Raw genomic sequence first — 14,198 nt, forward strand, 5'->3', positions numbered from 1 at the left:
TCTGGGCTTTGCTCCCGACGCCGCCGCCATGCAACTGACGCACTTTACCGACCTGGGCCTGCGGGTACTGATGTACCTGAGCTACCCGCAGCGCGAGACCCCGGTCACCATCAGCGAGATTGCCGAACGCTTTGGCGTGTCGCGCAATCACCTGGTCAAGGTGGTGCATTTCATGGCGCAGCACGACTGGCTGGCCACCAGCCGCGGCAAGGGCGGCGGGCTGGCGCTGTCTCGCCCCGCCGCGCACTACCGGCTGGGCGAGGTGATCCGCTCGCTGGAAGACATCGGCGACCTGATCGACTGTGCCGAGCCGCCGTGCTTCCTGCGTGGCCGCTGCCAGCTGAAAGGCGTGCTGGACGAGGCGCTGGGCGCCTTCTTCGCGGTGCTGGACCGCTACACCCTGGCCGATGTGGTGGCCACCCCCACCGGCGAGGCCATCGCCGTGCTGCACCTGATGGGCGTGCCCAGCCGCAGCTAGGCATCCGCCAAGGTTGGCCGCAAACAAAAAGCCCGGCTATGCCGGGCTTTGTTGCGTCTGCCGCCGCGCTGTCGCCGGCCTCAGATGGTCTTGGAGTAGCGCGCGCGGGTTTCGCGCTCGCGCAGGTGGCGGTCGAACACCATGGCGATGTTGCGGATCAGGAAGCGGCCCTTAGGCGCCACCATCAGGAAGTCGCCGTCGAAGGTCAGCAGCCCCATGTGCTGGAACTCGCGGATCAGCGGCAGCTCGTCGGCGAAGTAATTGGCGAAGTTGATGGCGAAGGTTTCCTCGATCGCCTCCACCGACAGCGAGAAGCGGCACATCAGCGACTGGATCACGCTACGACGCAGGATGTCGTCCTGGGTCAGCGTCATGCCGCGCAGCACCGGCAGGTGGCCGGCATCCAGCGCCGCGTAGTAGGCGTCGATATCCTTCTCGTTCTGCGAATAACAGGGACCGACCTTGCCGATCGACGACACCCCCAGGCCGATCATGTCGCAGTCGGCGTGGGTGGAGTAGCCCTGGAAGTTGCGCTGCAAGCGGCCCTGCTGCAGCGCGCGGGTCAGCTCGTCGTCCGGCTTGGCGAAGTGGTCCATGCCGATGAACACATAGCCGGCGTCGGCCAGCTGCTGCACCGAATTCTGCAGGATGTCCAGCTTGTGCGCGGCACTGGGCAGGTCAGCCTCGTTGATGCGTCGCTGCGGCATGAACACGCTGGGGAGGTGCGCGTAGTTGTACAGCGCGATGCGGTCCGGGTTCATCGCCACCACCTTGTCCACCGTGCGGCGCACCGAGTCGGCGTTCTGCAGCGGCAGGCCGTAGATCAGGTCGACGCTCACCGACTTGAAGCCGGCCTCGCGCGCGGCGCTGATCACGGTGAGGGTCTCCTCCTCGCTCTGGATACGGTTCACCGCCTGCTGTACCGCCGGGTCGAAGTCCTGGATGCCCACGCTCATGCGGTTAAAGCCCAGCCGGCCCAGGTGCAGCACGGTGTCGCGGCCAACCTTGCGCGGGTCGATCTCGATGGAAAACTCGCCATCCGGCAGCAGCTCGAAATGCTGGTTGATGGCAGCCATCACCCGGCTGAGCTGCTCGTCGGACAGGAAGGTCGGCGTGCCGCCGCCAAAATGCAGCTGGATCACCTTCTCGCGGTAGCCGAGGCGGCCGGCCACCAGGGCGATTTCTTTTTCCAGGTAGTCCAAGTATTGGTCGGCGCGGCTCTTGTCCTTGGTGATGATCTTGTTGCAGCCGCAGTAGTAGCAGATGGTGTTACAGAACGGCACGTGCACATACAGCGAGATCGGCCGATGGCTGGCACCGATGGCATGCTGCTGCAGCCAGTGTTCGTAATCCTTGACCCCAAAGCCGCCGTGAAAGCGGTCGGCAGTGGGGTAGGAAGTGTAGCGCGGGCCGGAACCTTCCAGTTTTTCGATCAGCTCGCGATCGAAAACACATTGGGTCGGCATAAAGGGGGCGGTGGGTGTCATAATTTTCTGGCTTGGAAAACTGGTGGTGGGCTGGTAAATTTGCGCTAATTGACACTTGCCACGCTTTGACGCGTGTCAAGCAAGCCTCTAGCCTTGCGAAAACCGGAACCCATGACCGAGCAAACCCCCTCCCTGCACACACTGAAAGTGTCGTGCTCCAACTGTAGTTTGCGCGAACTCTGCTTGCCAGTCGGCCTGAACCGGGAAGAAATGGCCCAGCTCGATGCGGTGATCCGCCAGAGCCGCCGCCTGAAGCGTGGCGAATACCTGTTCCGCTCCGGCGAAGGCTTCCGCTCGCTGTACGCGGTGCGTACCGGCTTCTTCAAGACCTGCGTTTCCAGCCAGGACGGCCGCGAGCAGGTGACCGGCTTCCAGATGTCCGGCGAGCTGATGGGACTGGACGGCATCTCCGCCAGCCAGCACGGCTGCGACGCCATCGCGCTGGAAGACAGCGAGGTGTGCGAGCTGCCGTTCAACCGCATGGAAACCCTGGGCCGCGACATCCCCAGCCTGCAGCACCATTTCTTCCGCCTGATGAGCCGCGAGATCGTGCGCGACCAGTCGGTGATGCTGCTGCTGGGTAATATGAAGGCGGAGGAGCGGCTGGCCGCCTTCCTGCTCAACCTGTCGCAACGGCTGGCCGCGCGCGGCTTTGCCGCCAACGATTTCATCCTGCGCATGAGCCGCGAGGAAATCGGCAGCTTCCTCGGCCTGAAACTGGAAACCGTCAGCCGTACGCTGTCCAAGTTCCAGCAGCAAAGCTGGCTGAAGGTGGACCACAAGCATATCCAGATGCTGCAGCCGGAAGAGCTGAAGGCGCTGGTGGCCGGCTGCTCGCAAGCCAACAGCCTGCGCTAAGCCAGCTCCACCACCACGCCCCGCCCTGCGGGGCGTTTTGCATGCCAGTCCGGTGCTAGATGGCGCCGATCGACAGCGCCGCCGCCAGCGTGGCGCCCAGTTCCGCCGCGGCGGCCAACGCCGCCTCCGTCACCTCGCCCTTTACCAGCAGCGGCGGCAGCGCCTCGTGCAGCGGGTAGCCGCTGGCGATGCGGCGGATGGCAGTCAGCGCGCCCTGGCCGTCGTTGCCGGCGCTGATGATCAGCGCGTACGGCAGACCCGCCACCTTGCCCTGCGCCGGGTAGAAGGTGCGGTCGAGAAAATCCTTCAGCGCGCCGGCCATGTAGCCGAAATTCTCCGGCGTGGCCAGCACCAGCGCGTGGCAGGCCAGCAGCTCGTCGATGCCGGCCTGCAGTGCCGGCAGCACCCGCACCGCCACATTGTCCTCGCCGCCGGCGGCGCCCGCCGCGGCCATCACCAGTGCCCGGGTATGGCCGCTCTGGCTGGCGTAGACGAACAGCAGGGTCTTCATGGGGCTACGATGCAGCCAGCTTGCGTTGCAGCTCGGCCAGCATGCCGGGCCGCGGCCAGTCGTCGCGCACCACGAAGCCGCGCGCGATCTCATGCCAGTCGCCGTCGGCCGCCGGCACCAGCTCGGCCACCAGCCGCGCGCCGTCGGCCACCGCCAGCTCGGCCTGCAGCTGCGCCAGGCTCAGCACCGACTCGACGGCAGCGCGCGCCGGCGCCAGCCAGCTCAGCCGCGGCAGGATCAGCCAGCGGCTGTCGGCGGCATGCTGCGGCCAACATTCGGACAGCCGCCGCCACCAGCCGCAGCAGGCATCCGGGTTGCAAGGAAATTGCGGCCGCGGCGCGCCGGGGTAGAACAGCCAGCCGGACAGCCGGCTGTAGGCCGGGCAGCCGGCAAAGCCGGCCGGCAGCTGCGCTGCCGGGTGGCAACCCAGCGCCAGCTGGCTGGCCAGCTTGCGGTATTTCAGCGGCCAAGCATCGCGCAGGCTGGGGCCGACCAGCTCGCCGCCGGCGGCATCCAGCTGCAGGTAGAACTTGCTGGCCGCCTCCAGGTGCAGCGGCTGGCCGTCGATACGCAGCAGGTAGTCGAATTCGCCTATGCTGCGGCCGTGCTCGGCCAGCGGCAGGTTGGCCGCCACGCAGTCGATATGCGGCGCCAGCTCGAACCAGAATTCGAGCAGCGACTCGGCATACACCCCCAGCCGCCGCGTCGGCCGCGCCACCAGCCAGGCCAGCAAGGGCTGCGGCGCGGCATCCAGCGCCAGCAGTTGCGGCCAACCTTGCGGCCCCAGCAGCCGCGCGCTGTCGATCTCGGCACCGCTGTGCCACGGCGCCGGGCAGGTAAGCAGAAAAGCCAGATCGCGCACCGGCGGGCAGCGTAGCGCGCTGAGGCCCTCGGCCAGCCGGTGGCGGTAGTTCATGATGCGCTGTCGTCTGAATCTGCGCCCTGCGCCTTGCCGGCAAGGCGCTGCGCCTGCTTGTAGAAACCGCGCAGGATATCGATCTCCTCGCGCAGCAGGCCGGCGCGATGGAACATGGTGCGCAGGCGGCGGATCATGCGTTCGCTGTTGCGGCGGCGGTAGTAGCCGATGTCTTCCAGCGTGGCGTTCAGGTGATCCACCATGCCGTCCACCTCGCCCTGGGTGGCGCTGACGCCGTCCGGTTTCAGGTAGTCGACGCTGACGCCGGTATGGCTGAACAGCTCGTAGGTCATCACCTGCACCGCCATCGCCAGGTTGAGCGAGAAGTAGTCCGGGTTGCCCGGCACGGTCACCAGCCGGTTGCACTGCTCCACTTCCTCGATCGACAGGCCGAAGGTCTCGTTGCCGAATACCAGCGCCACCTGCTCACCGTCGCGCGCGCGCGCGATCAATTCCGGCGCGGTTTCGCGCGGGGTGGACAGCGGCGTGCTGAGCTCGCGGCGGCGGCTGGTCAGCGCGCAGGCCACGGTGACGTCGGCCAGCGCCTCCGCCAGCGTCGGCACCACGGTGGCGGTCTGCAGCAGGTCCACCGCGCCGGAGGCCAGCGTGTCGGCCTCGTCGGACGGGAACACCTTGGGCGCCACCAGGTACAGCCGGGTGAGGCCCATGGTCTTCATCGCCCGCGCCGCCGAACCGATATTGCCCGGGTGGTTGGGACGAGCCAGCACGACGCGAATGTTCTTCAAAAAATCAGGTACTTGGGGTTTATTCATCGGGTGATTTTGCGTAGAATCGCGGGTTTTCCGAAACGTCCGTCGCTGCGACGGGGTTTTGTCGCTCCTTAACCCAGACAAGTTTACGGCAGGCGTCGCCCGACAGCGGGACGACGATTGCCCATTTCTATTGTGAGGCCGTCAATGCATCCTATGCTCAATGTCGCGGTAAAAGCCGCTCGCCGCGCCGCCAATGTGATCCAGCGCGCATCGCTGAACCTGGATTCCATTCGCGTCGAAAACAAAAAGCACAACGATTTCGTATCCGAAGTCGACCGTGCCGCCGAACAGGCGATCATTGATGTCATTCTGGAAGCGTATCCGAAGCACGGGATTCTAGCAGAAGAGTCCGGTGCCTCCGGCCTCGGCGCCGCCGAATACGAGTGGATCATCGATCCGCTGGACGGCACCACCAACTTCATTCACGGCCATCAGCAGTACTGCGTGTCCATCGCGCTGGCGCACAAGGGCCAGATCCAGCAGGGTGTGGTGTACGACCCGAACCGCAACGATCTGTTCACCGCCAGCCGCGGCGTGGGCTCGTTCCTCAACGACCGCCGCATCCGCGTGTCCAAGCGCATCAACATGAACGAATGCCTGATCTCCACCGGTTTCCCGGTAGTGGACCAGAGCATGCTGGACCTGCACCTGGACATCCTGAAAGACGTGCTGAAGAAAACCGCCGGCGCCCGCCGCGAAGGCTCCGCCGCGCTGGACCTGTGCAACGTGGCCTGCGGCCGCGTGGACGGTTTCTTCGAGTTCAACCTCAAGCCGTGGGACATCGCGGCCGGCAGCCTGATCGTGCAGGAAGCCGGTGGCATGGTCACCGACTTCCACGGCGAACAGACCTGGTTCGAAAGCGGCGACATCGTGGCCGCGCCGCCGAAAGTACTGGGCCAGCTGCTGCCTATCATCGCGCAGCACGTGAAGTAAGCAGTAGCCGGATGAGACAAAGCCCCCGCGCACGCACCGTGCCGGGGGCTTTGTCTTGAGCATGCAAACTTGGCCGCATGGCGGCAGTGCGGGCAAAAAAAGAGGGGTACGGCCCACCACCGTACCCCCAAACACACACACATCAAGAGGATCTTGCCGGCATCGGCTGCCGGTAGCCTTACTGCTCGTCGCGGGAATTCGCTTTCTTGATGAAGTAGCTGATGCATACCCCCACGATGACCGTCGTTACGGAAATAACGATAATGCTCAGACGACCCACATCATCCGATAGCAGCTGTTTCCACAGTTCCACGATGCTCTCCTTCCGGCTAGCCGGCATTCAATCTGGATGAAGCGATCATACCCCTGCATCCATGAGGGGCTTTGATGCAAGTCAAGCAGCGCTGACGCTGGTAACGGTTTGTATCTCGCAGTGCACAACTGGCGCACGGCCATGCGGCGGCAGACGTGAAAAAGGGCAGGATTTCTCCTGCCCTTTTGTGTTGGCGCAATGTTGTCACATCAGGAATAGCTTAGCCCGCGCGCCTTGCCCCAGAACACGCGGTAGGCGAACACGGTGTAGCCGATGATGGCCGGCAGCACCACCGCGGCGCCGATCAGGATCACCCACAGCGCCTCCGCGTCGCTGGCCGCCTGCCAGATGTCCAGCCGGCCGATGACGATCTCCGGAAACACGCTGTAGGCCAGCCCCCAGAACGACAGCAGCACGATGCCCACGCTGGCGGCGAATGGCAGCCAGCAGAAGCTGTCGCGCCCCGCCGCCTGCCGTGCGGCCAACCTGGGCAGGCTGAACGCCAGCAGCACGAACAGCGCCAGGCTCACCAGCGGCAGCGGCAACAGCAGCAGGAAATCCGGCAGCAGGAACCACTTGGCGGCGATGCGGCTGCTGGCCAGCGGCGTGGCAATCGACACCAACAGCACCGCCAGCGCGGTGCCCAGCAGCGCGCGCTGCGCCCAGCGGACAGCACGCTGCTGCAGCTCGCCCTCGGTTTTCATGATCAGCCAGCCGGCCCCCAGCAGCACATAGCCGGCGGCCAGCCCCACGCCGGCCAGCAAGGCAAAACCCCAGGCGGCGGCGCCGGGCGCAAAGCCGGTAAGGTAGCGCCCCAGCATCACCCCCTGGCTCAATGCGGCCAACAGCGAGCCGGCGGCGAAGGCGGCGTTCCACGCCGGCTGGTGGTGCGCCTGCGCCTTGACGCGGAAATCGAAGGCCACGCCGCGCAGGATCAGCCCCAGCAGCATCGCCGCCACCGGCAGGTACAGCTCGCCGAGGATGATGCCGTGCGCCATGGGGAAGGCCACCAGCAGCAAGCCGACGCCCAGCACCAGCCAGGTTTCGTTGGCATCCCAGAACGGGCCGATGCTGGCGATCATGGTGTCGCGCTGGCTGTCGCTGCCCAGCGGCAGCAGTATGCCCACGCCCAGGTCGTAGCCGTCCAGGATCACGTAGGCGAGCAGCGAGATCGCCATCAGGCCGGCAAAGATCACCGGCAATACCAGTTCCGCAGTCATGCCGATACTCCTTCAAGGTTGGCCGCAGCCGGCTGGCCGGCCTTGCGCGCCAGGTAGAACACCACCGACACATAGCTCGCCAGCAGCACCGCATACAGCGCCAGATACATCAGCAGCGTGGACAGGATCATGCCGCCGCCCACCGTCGAGGCTGCCTCCGCGGTGCGCAGGATGCCGGTCACCAGCCACGGCTGGCGGCCGATTTCGGTGACGTACCAGCCGGCCAGGGTGGCCACCCAGCCGGAGAAGGTCATCGCCACCAGCAGCCGCGCCAGCCACGGTGCCGGCTCGCCGCGGCGGCGCAGCTGCCACAGCGCCAGCCAGCTGGACAGCAGCATCAGCCCGCCCACCGCCACCATCACCCGGAAGCTCCAGAACACCTTGGCCACCGGCGGGTGGCCGGCACTGAACTCGTTCAGGCCGCGGATCTCGCCATCGGGATGGTGGGTGATGATCACGCTGGCCAGCTTCGGCACGCCCAGCGCGTAGCGGTTGCTGCGGCTGGCTTCGTCCGGCAGTGCGAACAGCAGCAGCGGCGCGCCGCGCTCGCTGTGCCACACGCCCTCGATCGCCGCCAGCTTGGCCGGCTGGTGCTCGAAGGTGTTCAGCCCGTGCGCGTCGCCGGCCAGTATCTGCAGCGGAATCAGCACTGCGGCCAACGTCACCCCGGTTTTCAGCGCGGCACGCACGCCGCCGGCACGATCGCCGCGCAGCCAGCGGTAGGCCGACACCCCGGCCACCAGGAAGGCTACCGTCAGCCCGGAGGCCAGCAGCATGTGGGTAAGCCGGTACGGCATCGACGGGTTGAAGATCACCGCCAGCCAGCTCAGCACATGCACCTTGCCACCCACCACGCTGACGCCGGCCGGCGTCTGCATCCAGGAATTCAGCGCGATGATCCAGAACGCCGACACCGTGGTGCCGAACGCCACCAGGAAGGTGGCCAGCGTATGCACCCGGTTGCTCACCCGCGAGCGGCCGAACAGCATCACCCCCAGGAAGGTGGCCTCCAGGAAAAAGGCGGTCAGCACTTCGTAGGCCAGCAGCGGCCCGGCCACGTTGCCGACGCGCTGCATATAGCCCGGCCAGTTGGTGCCGAACTGGAAGCTCATGGTGATGCCGGACACCACCCCCAGCGCGAAGGTGAGCGCGAAGATCTTCACCCAGAAGCCATAGGCGTCCAGCCACGCCGCATCGCCGCTATGGTCGAAACGGCGCTTGAAGAACAGCAGCACCCAGCCCATGGCAATGCTGATGGTGGGAAACAGGATGTGAAAGCTGATGTTGGCCGCAAACTGGATGCGGGCCAGGGTGACGGGGTCGAGCGACTCCATGATCTACTCCTCCTTGCCGCCGTCGCGGCCGGTAAGCCGCGACAGGCTCTGGGTGAACTGCAACACCTTCTGCACCTGGCTGCCCAGCTTCATCAGCTTCTGCAGCGTGTCCACGTCCATGTCGCGGATGTCGGCGAACCAGCGCGTCACCAGCTCGATCAGCTGGTACATCTCGTTCATGCGTGCCTGCGCGTGGCGTTCGGCGTCGTTGCCCGGGGTTTCCAGAATCGCGCCGCGCAGCATGGTCAGCGTCGGCTCCACCTCGCGCTTCTGCCGCTCCTCCGCCAGTGTCTTGAATATGGCCCACACGTCTTCCGGGGTGGAGAAATACTCGCGGCGGTCGCCTGGCAGGTGCTGCAGCTTCACCAGCTTCCAGGCCTGCAGCTCCTTCAGCGCCATGCTGGTATTGGAGCGCGAACAGCCGATGGCCTCCACGATGTCGTCGGCGTTGAGCGGCGTGTCGGAGACATACAGCAGCGCGTAGATCTGGCCCACGGTGCGGTTGATGCCCCAGTGGCTGCCCATCTCGCCGAAATGCAGCACGAAGGACTGGATCAGGGGTGGCAGATTCATGGTTTTTCCAATTTTCAGTAATTTCTGAAAGTTTGACACAGATCAAAGACTGGCCGCAACACCCTGCTGCTGCAGGTTGCCCGATCTGGTCGCCGAATTCGCCGCCACGCCGGTGCCGACAAGGCGCCAGCCCGTCCGGCGCCGTCGTGCCGCGTCTGCCCGGCCACGACCACGCTTTGGCCTGCATCAAGCCGCCATCAGCTGCCGCCCCCGCGCGGCGCCGCGCTGGCGGCCGGCCACGCCAAGCTGCTTATTGTTGCCTGCCGGCACAGCAACGATACTGTAGCTATCGAAACTCCACCGGGGCGCGCGATGGCAGATCCATCCAGGCTTTGCGTCGAGCTGCTGCACGCGACTGCCCCGACCCTGGGCGGCCACTACCTGCAGACGCTGGTCAGCGCCGTCGCCAGCCACTTCCCGGGCAGCCAGGCGCTGCTCAGCAGCCTGCATTTCCAGCCCCGGCAGCACGCGCGCATCCTGTACAGCCATCCGCCGCTCGCCTCGGACGGCTACGACGTGGCCGGCAGCCCCTGCGAACAGGTGATCCGCTGCGGCCAACCTTTGCTGCAGCAGCAGGGGCCGGCCGGCGCCCGCTCGCCCACCGGCAGCGCCTGGCAGGGCTATGCCGCCTGGCCGCTGCACGACGCACAGGGCAACTGCCTGGGGCTGCTCAGCCTGTTCTGCCCGCACGCCGCGGGGCTGGACGACGCGCTGCTGGCCGGACTGGCGCCGTTTGCCGTGCGCGCCAGTGCCGAGCTGCAGCGCCTACAGCAGGAGGCCGCGCAGCAGCAGCGCATGCGCTGGCACGCGCTGCACAGCAGCGTGCTGCGCCAGTACGTCACCGCGCAGCAGGCACTGCCCGCGCTGCTGCAACAGGTGCTGCACCAGGTCGAGCAGCAGCTGCCGGGCTGGCTGTGCAGCATCGTGCTGCTGGACGACCGGCAATGCCTGCACCCGGTGGCGGCACCGTCGCTGCCCGCCGCCTACAGCAAGCTGCTGCACGGCATGGCCATCGGCCCCACGGTGGGCAGCTGCGGTGCCGCCGCCTGGCACGGCCAGCGCGTGGTGGCGGAGAACCTGCAGCAGCACCCCAACTGGCAGCCGTACCGCGCCATCACCGCCCGCTTCGGCCTCGGCAGCTGCTGGTCGGAACCCATCGTCGACAGCAAGGGCAAGGTGCACGGCACCTTCGCCGTCTACCAGCGCCAGCCGGCCACCCCCACGCCGCAGGCGATCACCATCCTGGAGGACTGCGCCCGGCTGCTGGCGGTGATCATGGAAAACAGCGAGATCCGCCGCTCGCTGGACAGCCGCACCAGCTGGTACCAGGCGGTGCTGCAGAACGCCGCCGACGCGCTGTCCATCATCGACATGGACGGCCGCTTCCTGGAAGTCAGCGACTACCTGTGCCAGATGCTGGGCTACAGCCAGGACGAGCTGCTGAGCATGCACCTGTGGCAGGTGGTGCCGGATGTCAGCCCGGAGCTGATCCGCCAGCGCCTGGCCGCCACCCTGGAGGCCGGCGAAACTTTCGACAGCGTCAACCGCAGCAAGCACGGCGAGCTGATCGAGGTGGAAGTCAGCGCCCGCCGCATCGTGCTGGACGGCAAGCCGGTGATCTGGGGCTCGGCGCGCGACATCCGCGAGCGCAAGGCGCTGGAGCGCCAGCTGCGCGAGCAGGCCAGCATCGACATGCTCACCGGCCTGGCCAACCGCCGCCACTTCCTGCAGCGGCTGGAGGCGCAGCTGGCCGCCCCGCAGGCCGGCAGCATCCTGTGGATGCTGGACCTGGATCACTTCAAGGCCATCAACGACCACTACGGCCACGACTGCGGCGACCACGCGCTGACCCACTTCGCCCAGCTGCTGCGCCAGCTGCTGCCGGCCGACACCCTGGCCGGGCGGCTGGGCGGCGAGGAGTTCGCCGTGCTGCTGCTCGGCGTCGACGCCGACATGGCGCAGCGGCTGGCCGAAACGCTGCTGGCCAGCCTGCGCCGCCAGCCGCTGCAGTACCAGCAGCACAGCGTGCCGCTGCGGGTGTCCATCGGACTGAGCCAGCAGCGCGCCGGCGACAACAGCAGCAGCCTGCTGTCGCGCGCCGACCAGGCGCTGTACCAGGCCAAGCACCAGGGGCGCGACCGCTGCTTTGTGCTGTTGCCGTGACGTCCCGCATGGCATCCCGTAAAATGTCGCGCCGCGCCCCGCCAGTCGGGGCGCCAGCATTTTTGCGGCCAACCTTTTGCCCAGGATTCACCGAATGAGCACGCCCCAGCACACCCCGATGATGCAGCAGTACCTCGCGCTGAAGCGCGACCACGCCGACAAGCTGCTGTTCTACCGCATGGGCGACTTCTACGAGCTGTTCTACGAGGACGCGGAAAAAGCCTCGCGGCTGCTGGACATCACCCTCACCGCGCGCGGCGCCAGCGGCGGCGCGCCGATCAAGATGGCCGGCATCCCCTACCACGCGGCGGAAGGCTATCTGGCGCGGCTGGTGAAGATGGGCGAATCGGTAGCCATTGCCGAACAGGTCGGCGACCCGGCGCTGGCCAAGGGCCCGGTGGAGCGCAAGGTGGTGCGCATCGTCACCCCCGGCACGCTGACCGACGCCGCGCTGCTGGACGACAAACGCGACAACCTGGTGCTGGCGGTGAACATGCACAAGGGCGTGCTGGGCCTGGCCTGGCTGTCGCTGGCCAGCGGCGAATTCAAGATCATGCAGACCGGGGTGGAAGAGCTGCACAGCGAACTGGAGCGGCTGAAGCCGGCCGAGCTGGTGATTCCCGACGACACCGGCCTGGCGGCGTTCGAGGCCATTACCATGCCGCGCAAGAAGCTGCCGCCGTGGCAGTTCGACACCGAGTCGTCGCAGCTGGCGCTGACCCGCCACTTCGGCACCCGCGACCTGGCCGGCTTCGGCGCCGACACCCTGCCGGTGGCGGTGGGCGCCGCCGGTGCCTTGCTGGAGTACGTCAAGTCGACGCAGGGGGTGAACCCGGCGCACATCGCCCAGCTGGCGGTGGAGGATGCCGGCGAGCTGATCCGCATGGACGGCGCCACCCGCCGCAACCTGGAGCTGACCGAGACCATCCGCGGTGAGCCCTCGCCCACCCTGGCCTCGCTGCTGGACACCTGCGCCACCAGCATGGGCAGCCGCCTGCTGCGCCACTGGCTGCATCACCCGATCCGCCGCCACGACAAGCTGGCCCGCCGCCAGCAGGCGGTGCGCGCACTGTTGGCCGCACACGGCGAGGTACACGCGCAGCTGCGCGAGGTGGCCGACATCGAACGCATCACCGCCCGCGTGGCGCTGCGCTCGGCGCGCCCGCGCGACCTGGCGGCGCTGCGCGATTCGCTGCTGGCACTCGCCGGCGTGAAAACGTTGGCCGCAAGCCTGCCGGCACCGCTGCTGGCCGAGCTGGCGGCGCTGCTGCCGGACAATTCGCCGGTGGAGGCGATGCTGAGCGAGGCGATCCTGCCGGAGCCGTCCACCTTCCTGCGCGACGGCGGCGTGATCAACCACGGCTTCCATGCCGACCTGGACGAGTTGCGCGCCATCCAGACCGACTGCGGCGACTTCCTGCTGGCGCTGGAAGCGCGCGAGAAGGAGCGCAGCGGCATCAGCACGCTGAAGGTGGAATTCAACAAGGTGCACGGCTTCTATATCGAGGTCAGCAAGGCGCAGTCCGACAAGGTGCCGGACGACTACCGCCGCCGCCAGACGCTGAAAAACGCCGAGCGCTACATCACCCCGGAGCTGAAGGCCTTCGAGGACAAGGCGCTGTCGGCACAGGACAAATCGCTGGCGCTGGAAAAGCAGCTGTACGAGGCGCTGCTGGACCGGCTGGCGCCGCACATCAGCGAGCTGAAACTGATCGCCCAGGCGGTGGCCGGGCTGGACGTGCTGGCTGCCTTTGCCGAGCGGGCGGAAACCCACAACTACGTGGAGCCGGAATTCGTGGCGGAGACGCGGCTGGAAATCATCGCCGGCCGCCACCCGGTGGTGGAGGCGGAGGTGGAACGCTTCATCGCCAACGACACGGTGCTCGGCGCCGAGCGCAAGCTGCTCTTGATCACCGGCCCGAACATGGGCGGTAAATCCACCTATATGCGGCAGAACGCGCTGATCACCCTGCTGGCGCACATCGGCAGCTTCGTGCCGGCCGAGCGCGCCACCATCGGCCAGATCGACCGCATCTTCACCCGCATCGGCGCCAGCGACGACCTGGCCGGCGGCCGCTCCACCTTCATGGTGGAAATGACCGAAACCGCCAACATCCTCAACAACGCCAGCGACAAGTCGCTGGTGCTGATGGACGAGGTTGGCCGCGGCACCTCCACCTTCGACGGCCTGGCGCTGGCCTGGGCCATCGCCCGCGCGCTGATCGAGAAGAACCGCGCCTACACCCTGTTCGCCACCCACTATTTCGAGCTGACCAGCCTGGCCGGCGAGTACGACTCGGTGGCCAACGTGCACCTGTCGGCAGTGGAGCACAAGGACCGCATCGTGTTCCTGCACCACGTGGAAGACGGCCCGGCCAGCCAGAGCTACGGCCTGGCGGTGGCGCAGCTGGCCGGGGTGCCGCCCAAGGTAATCCGCGAGGCCAAGCGCTATCTCACCGAGCTGGAAAACGAATCCGCCGCCCGCGCCCAGCCGGACCTGTTCGCCAGCCCGGTGGTGATCCAGCACGAGCCGGAACCGCACCCGGCGGTGGAAGCGCTGGCGGAGCTGGAGGTGGACAATCTTTCGCCGCGCCAAGCGCTGGACTGGCTGTACCAGCTGCAAAAAATGACAAAATAAA

At 66.8% G+C, this 14,198-nt stretch carries 13 protein-coding genes; 5 read left to right on the forward strand and 8 right to left on the reverse strand.

Features of this window, described 5'->3' with window-relative positions:
• Nucleotides 1-28 precede the first annotated feature (28 nt).
• Nucleotides 29-478 carry an Rrf2 family transcriptional regulator gene (locus tag ACFOLG_RS00670; RefSeq protein WP_386087368.1) on the forward strand — a complete coding sequence of 150 codons (450 nt, stop codon included), beginning with the start codon at nucleotides 29-31 and terminating at the stop codon, nucleotides 476-478.
• Between the two features lie 80 nt (nucleotides 479-558).
• Here ACFOLG_RS00670 and hemN read toward each other — a convergent pair whose 3' ends face one another.
• Nucleotides 559-1,965 carry an oxygen-independent coproporphyrinogen III oxidase gene (gene hemN, locus ACFOLG_RS00675; protein WP_386087370.1) on the reverse strand — a complete coding sequence of 469 codons (1,407 nt, stop codon included), beginning with the start codon at nucleotides 1,963-1,965 and terminating at the stop codon, nucleotides 559-561.
• A 111-nt stretch (nucleotides 1,966-2,076) separates the two neighbouring features.
• Between hemN and fnr the strand changes: the two genes are divergently transcribed.
• Nucleotides 2,077-2,823: a fumarate/nitrate reduction transcriptional regulator Fnr gene (gene fnr / locus ACFOLG_RS00680; protein ID WP_386087372.1), complete on the forward strand. Its 747-nt coding sequence runs from the start codon at nucleotides 2,077-2,079 to the stop codon at nucleotides 2,821-2,823.
• Between the two features lie 55 nt (nucleotides 2,824-2,878).
• On the opposite strand, the gene ACFOLG_RS00685 is transcribed toward fnr, so the two are convergent.
• Genes ACFOLG_RS00685 through ACFOLG_RS00695 form a run of 3 tightly spaced genes read right to left on the reverse strand, consistent with a single transcriptional unit; the run spans nucleotide 2,879 to nucleotide 5,023 of the window.
• Nucleotides 2,879-3,334 carry a flavodoxin family protein gene (locus ACFOLG_RS00685; protein ID WP_386087374.1) on the reverse strand — a complete coding sequence of 152 codons (456 nt, stop codon included), beginning with the start codon at nucleotides 3,332-3,334 and terminating at the stop codon, nucleotides 2,879-2,881.
• 4 nt (nucleotides 3,335-3,338) lie between these two features.
• On the reverse strand, nucleotides 3,339-4,250 hold the full coding sequence (locus ACFOLG_RS00690) for a DUF1853 family protein (RefSeq protein WP_386087375.1): 912 nt from the start codon (nucleotides 4,248-4,250) through the stop codon (nucleotides 3,339-3,341).
• Nucleotides 4,247-5,023, reverse strand: coding sequence for an RNA methyltransferase (locus ACFOLG_RS00695; protein WP_386087377.1), 777 nt, complete (start codon nucleotides 5,021-5,023; stop codon nucleotides 4,247-4,249). The genes ACFOLG_RS00690 and ACFOLG_RS00695 overlap by 4 nt, the downstream gene beginning before the upstream one ends.
• A gap of 144 nt (nucleotides 5,024-5,167) precedes the next feature.
• On the opposite strand from ACFOLG_RS00695, the gene ACFOLG_RS00700 reads away from it, so the two are divergent.
• A complete protein-coding gene (locus ACFOLG_RS00700) occupies nucleotides 5,168-5,956 on the forward strand; it encodes an inositol monophosphatase family protein (RefSeq protein ID WP_386087379.1) in 789 nt (262 codons plus the stop codon).
• Nucleotides 5,957-6,134: 178 nt separating this feature from the next.
• On the opposite strand, the gene ACFOLG_RS00705 is transcribed toward ACFOLG_RS00700, so the two are convergent.
• The 4 genes from ACFOLG_RS00705 to ACFOLG_RS00720 form a co-directional block, all read right to left on the reverse strand.
• Complete coding sequence (locus ACFOLG_RS00705; protein ID WP_386087381.1) at nucleotides 6,135-6,269, reverse strand: DUF3149 domain-containing protein; 135 nt, start codon at nucleotides 6,267-6,269, stop codon at nucleotides 6,135-6,137.
• 209 nt (nucleotides 6,270-6,478) lie between these two features.
• Nucleotides 6,479-7,489, reverse strand: coding sequence for a cytochrome d ubiquinol oxidase subunit II (locus tag ACFOLG_RS00710; protein ID WP_386087383.1), 1,011 nt, complete (start codon nucleotides 7,487-7,489; stop codon nucleotides 6,479-6,481).
• Nucleotides 7,486-8,823, reverse strand: coding sequence for a cytochrome ubiquinol oxidase subunit I (locus ACFOLG_RS00715; RefSeq protein ID WP_386087385.1), 1,338 nt, complete (start codon nucleotides 8,821-8,823; stop codon nucleotides 7,486-7,488). Before ACFOLG_RS00715 ends, ACFOLG_RS00710 begins: the two co-directional genes overlap by 4 nt.
• A gap of 3 nt (nucleotides 8,824-8,826) precedes the next feature.
• Nucleotides 8,827-9,396 carry a GbsR/MarR family transcriptional regulator gene (locus ACFOLG_RS00720; RefSeq protein ID WP_386087386.1) on the reverse strand — a complete coding sequence of 190 codons (570 nt, stop codon included), beginning with the start codon at nucleotides 9,394-9,396 and terminating at the stop codon, nucleotides 8,827-8,829.
• A gap of 312 nt (nucleotides 9,397-9,708) precedes the next feature.
• Here ACFOLG_RS00720 and ACFOLG_RS00725 point away from each other — a divergent pair, with 312 nt between their 5' ends.
• Nucleotides 9,709-11,559 carry a sensor domain-containing diguanylate cyclase gene (locus ACFOLG_RS00725; RefSeq protein ID WP_386087388.1) on the forward strand — a complete coding sequence of 617 codons (1,851 nt, stop codon included), beginning with the start codon at nucleotides 9,709-9,711 and terminating at the stop codon, nucleotides 11,557-11,559.
• Between the two features lie 94 nt (nucleotides 11,560-11,653).
• Nucleotides 11,654-14,197, forward strand: a complete 2,544-nt coding sequence (gene mutS / locus ACFOLG_RS00730; RefSeq protein WP_386087390.1) for a DNA mismatch repair protein MutS — start codon at nucleotides 11,654-11,656, stop codon at nucleotides 14,195-14,197.
• Nucleotide 14,198: the final 1 nt, after the last annotated feature.

The organism is Vogesella facilis, from assembly GCF_042648525.1.
GTDB classification, from domain to species: domain Bacteria; phylum Pseudomonadota; class Gammaproteobacteria; order Burkholderiales; family Chromobacteriaceae; genus Vogesella; species Vogesella facilis.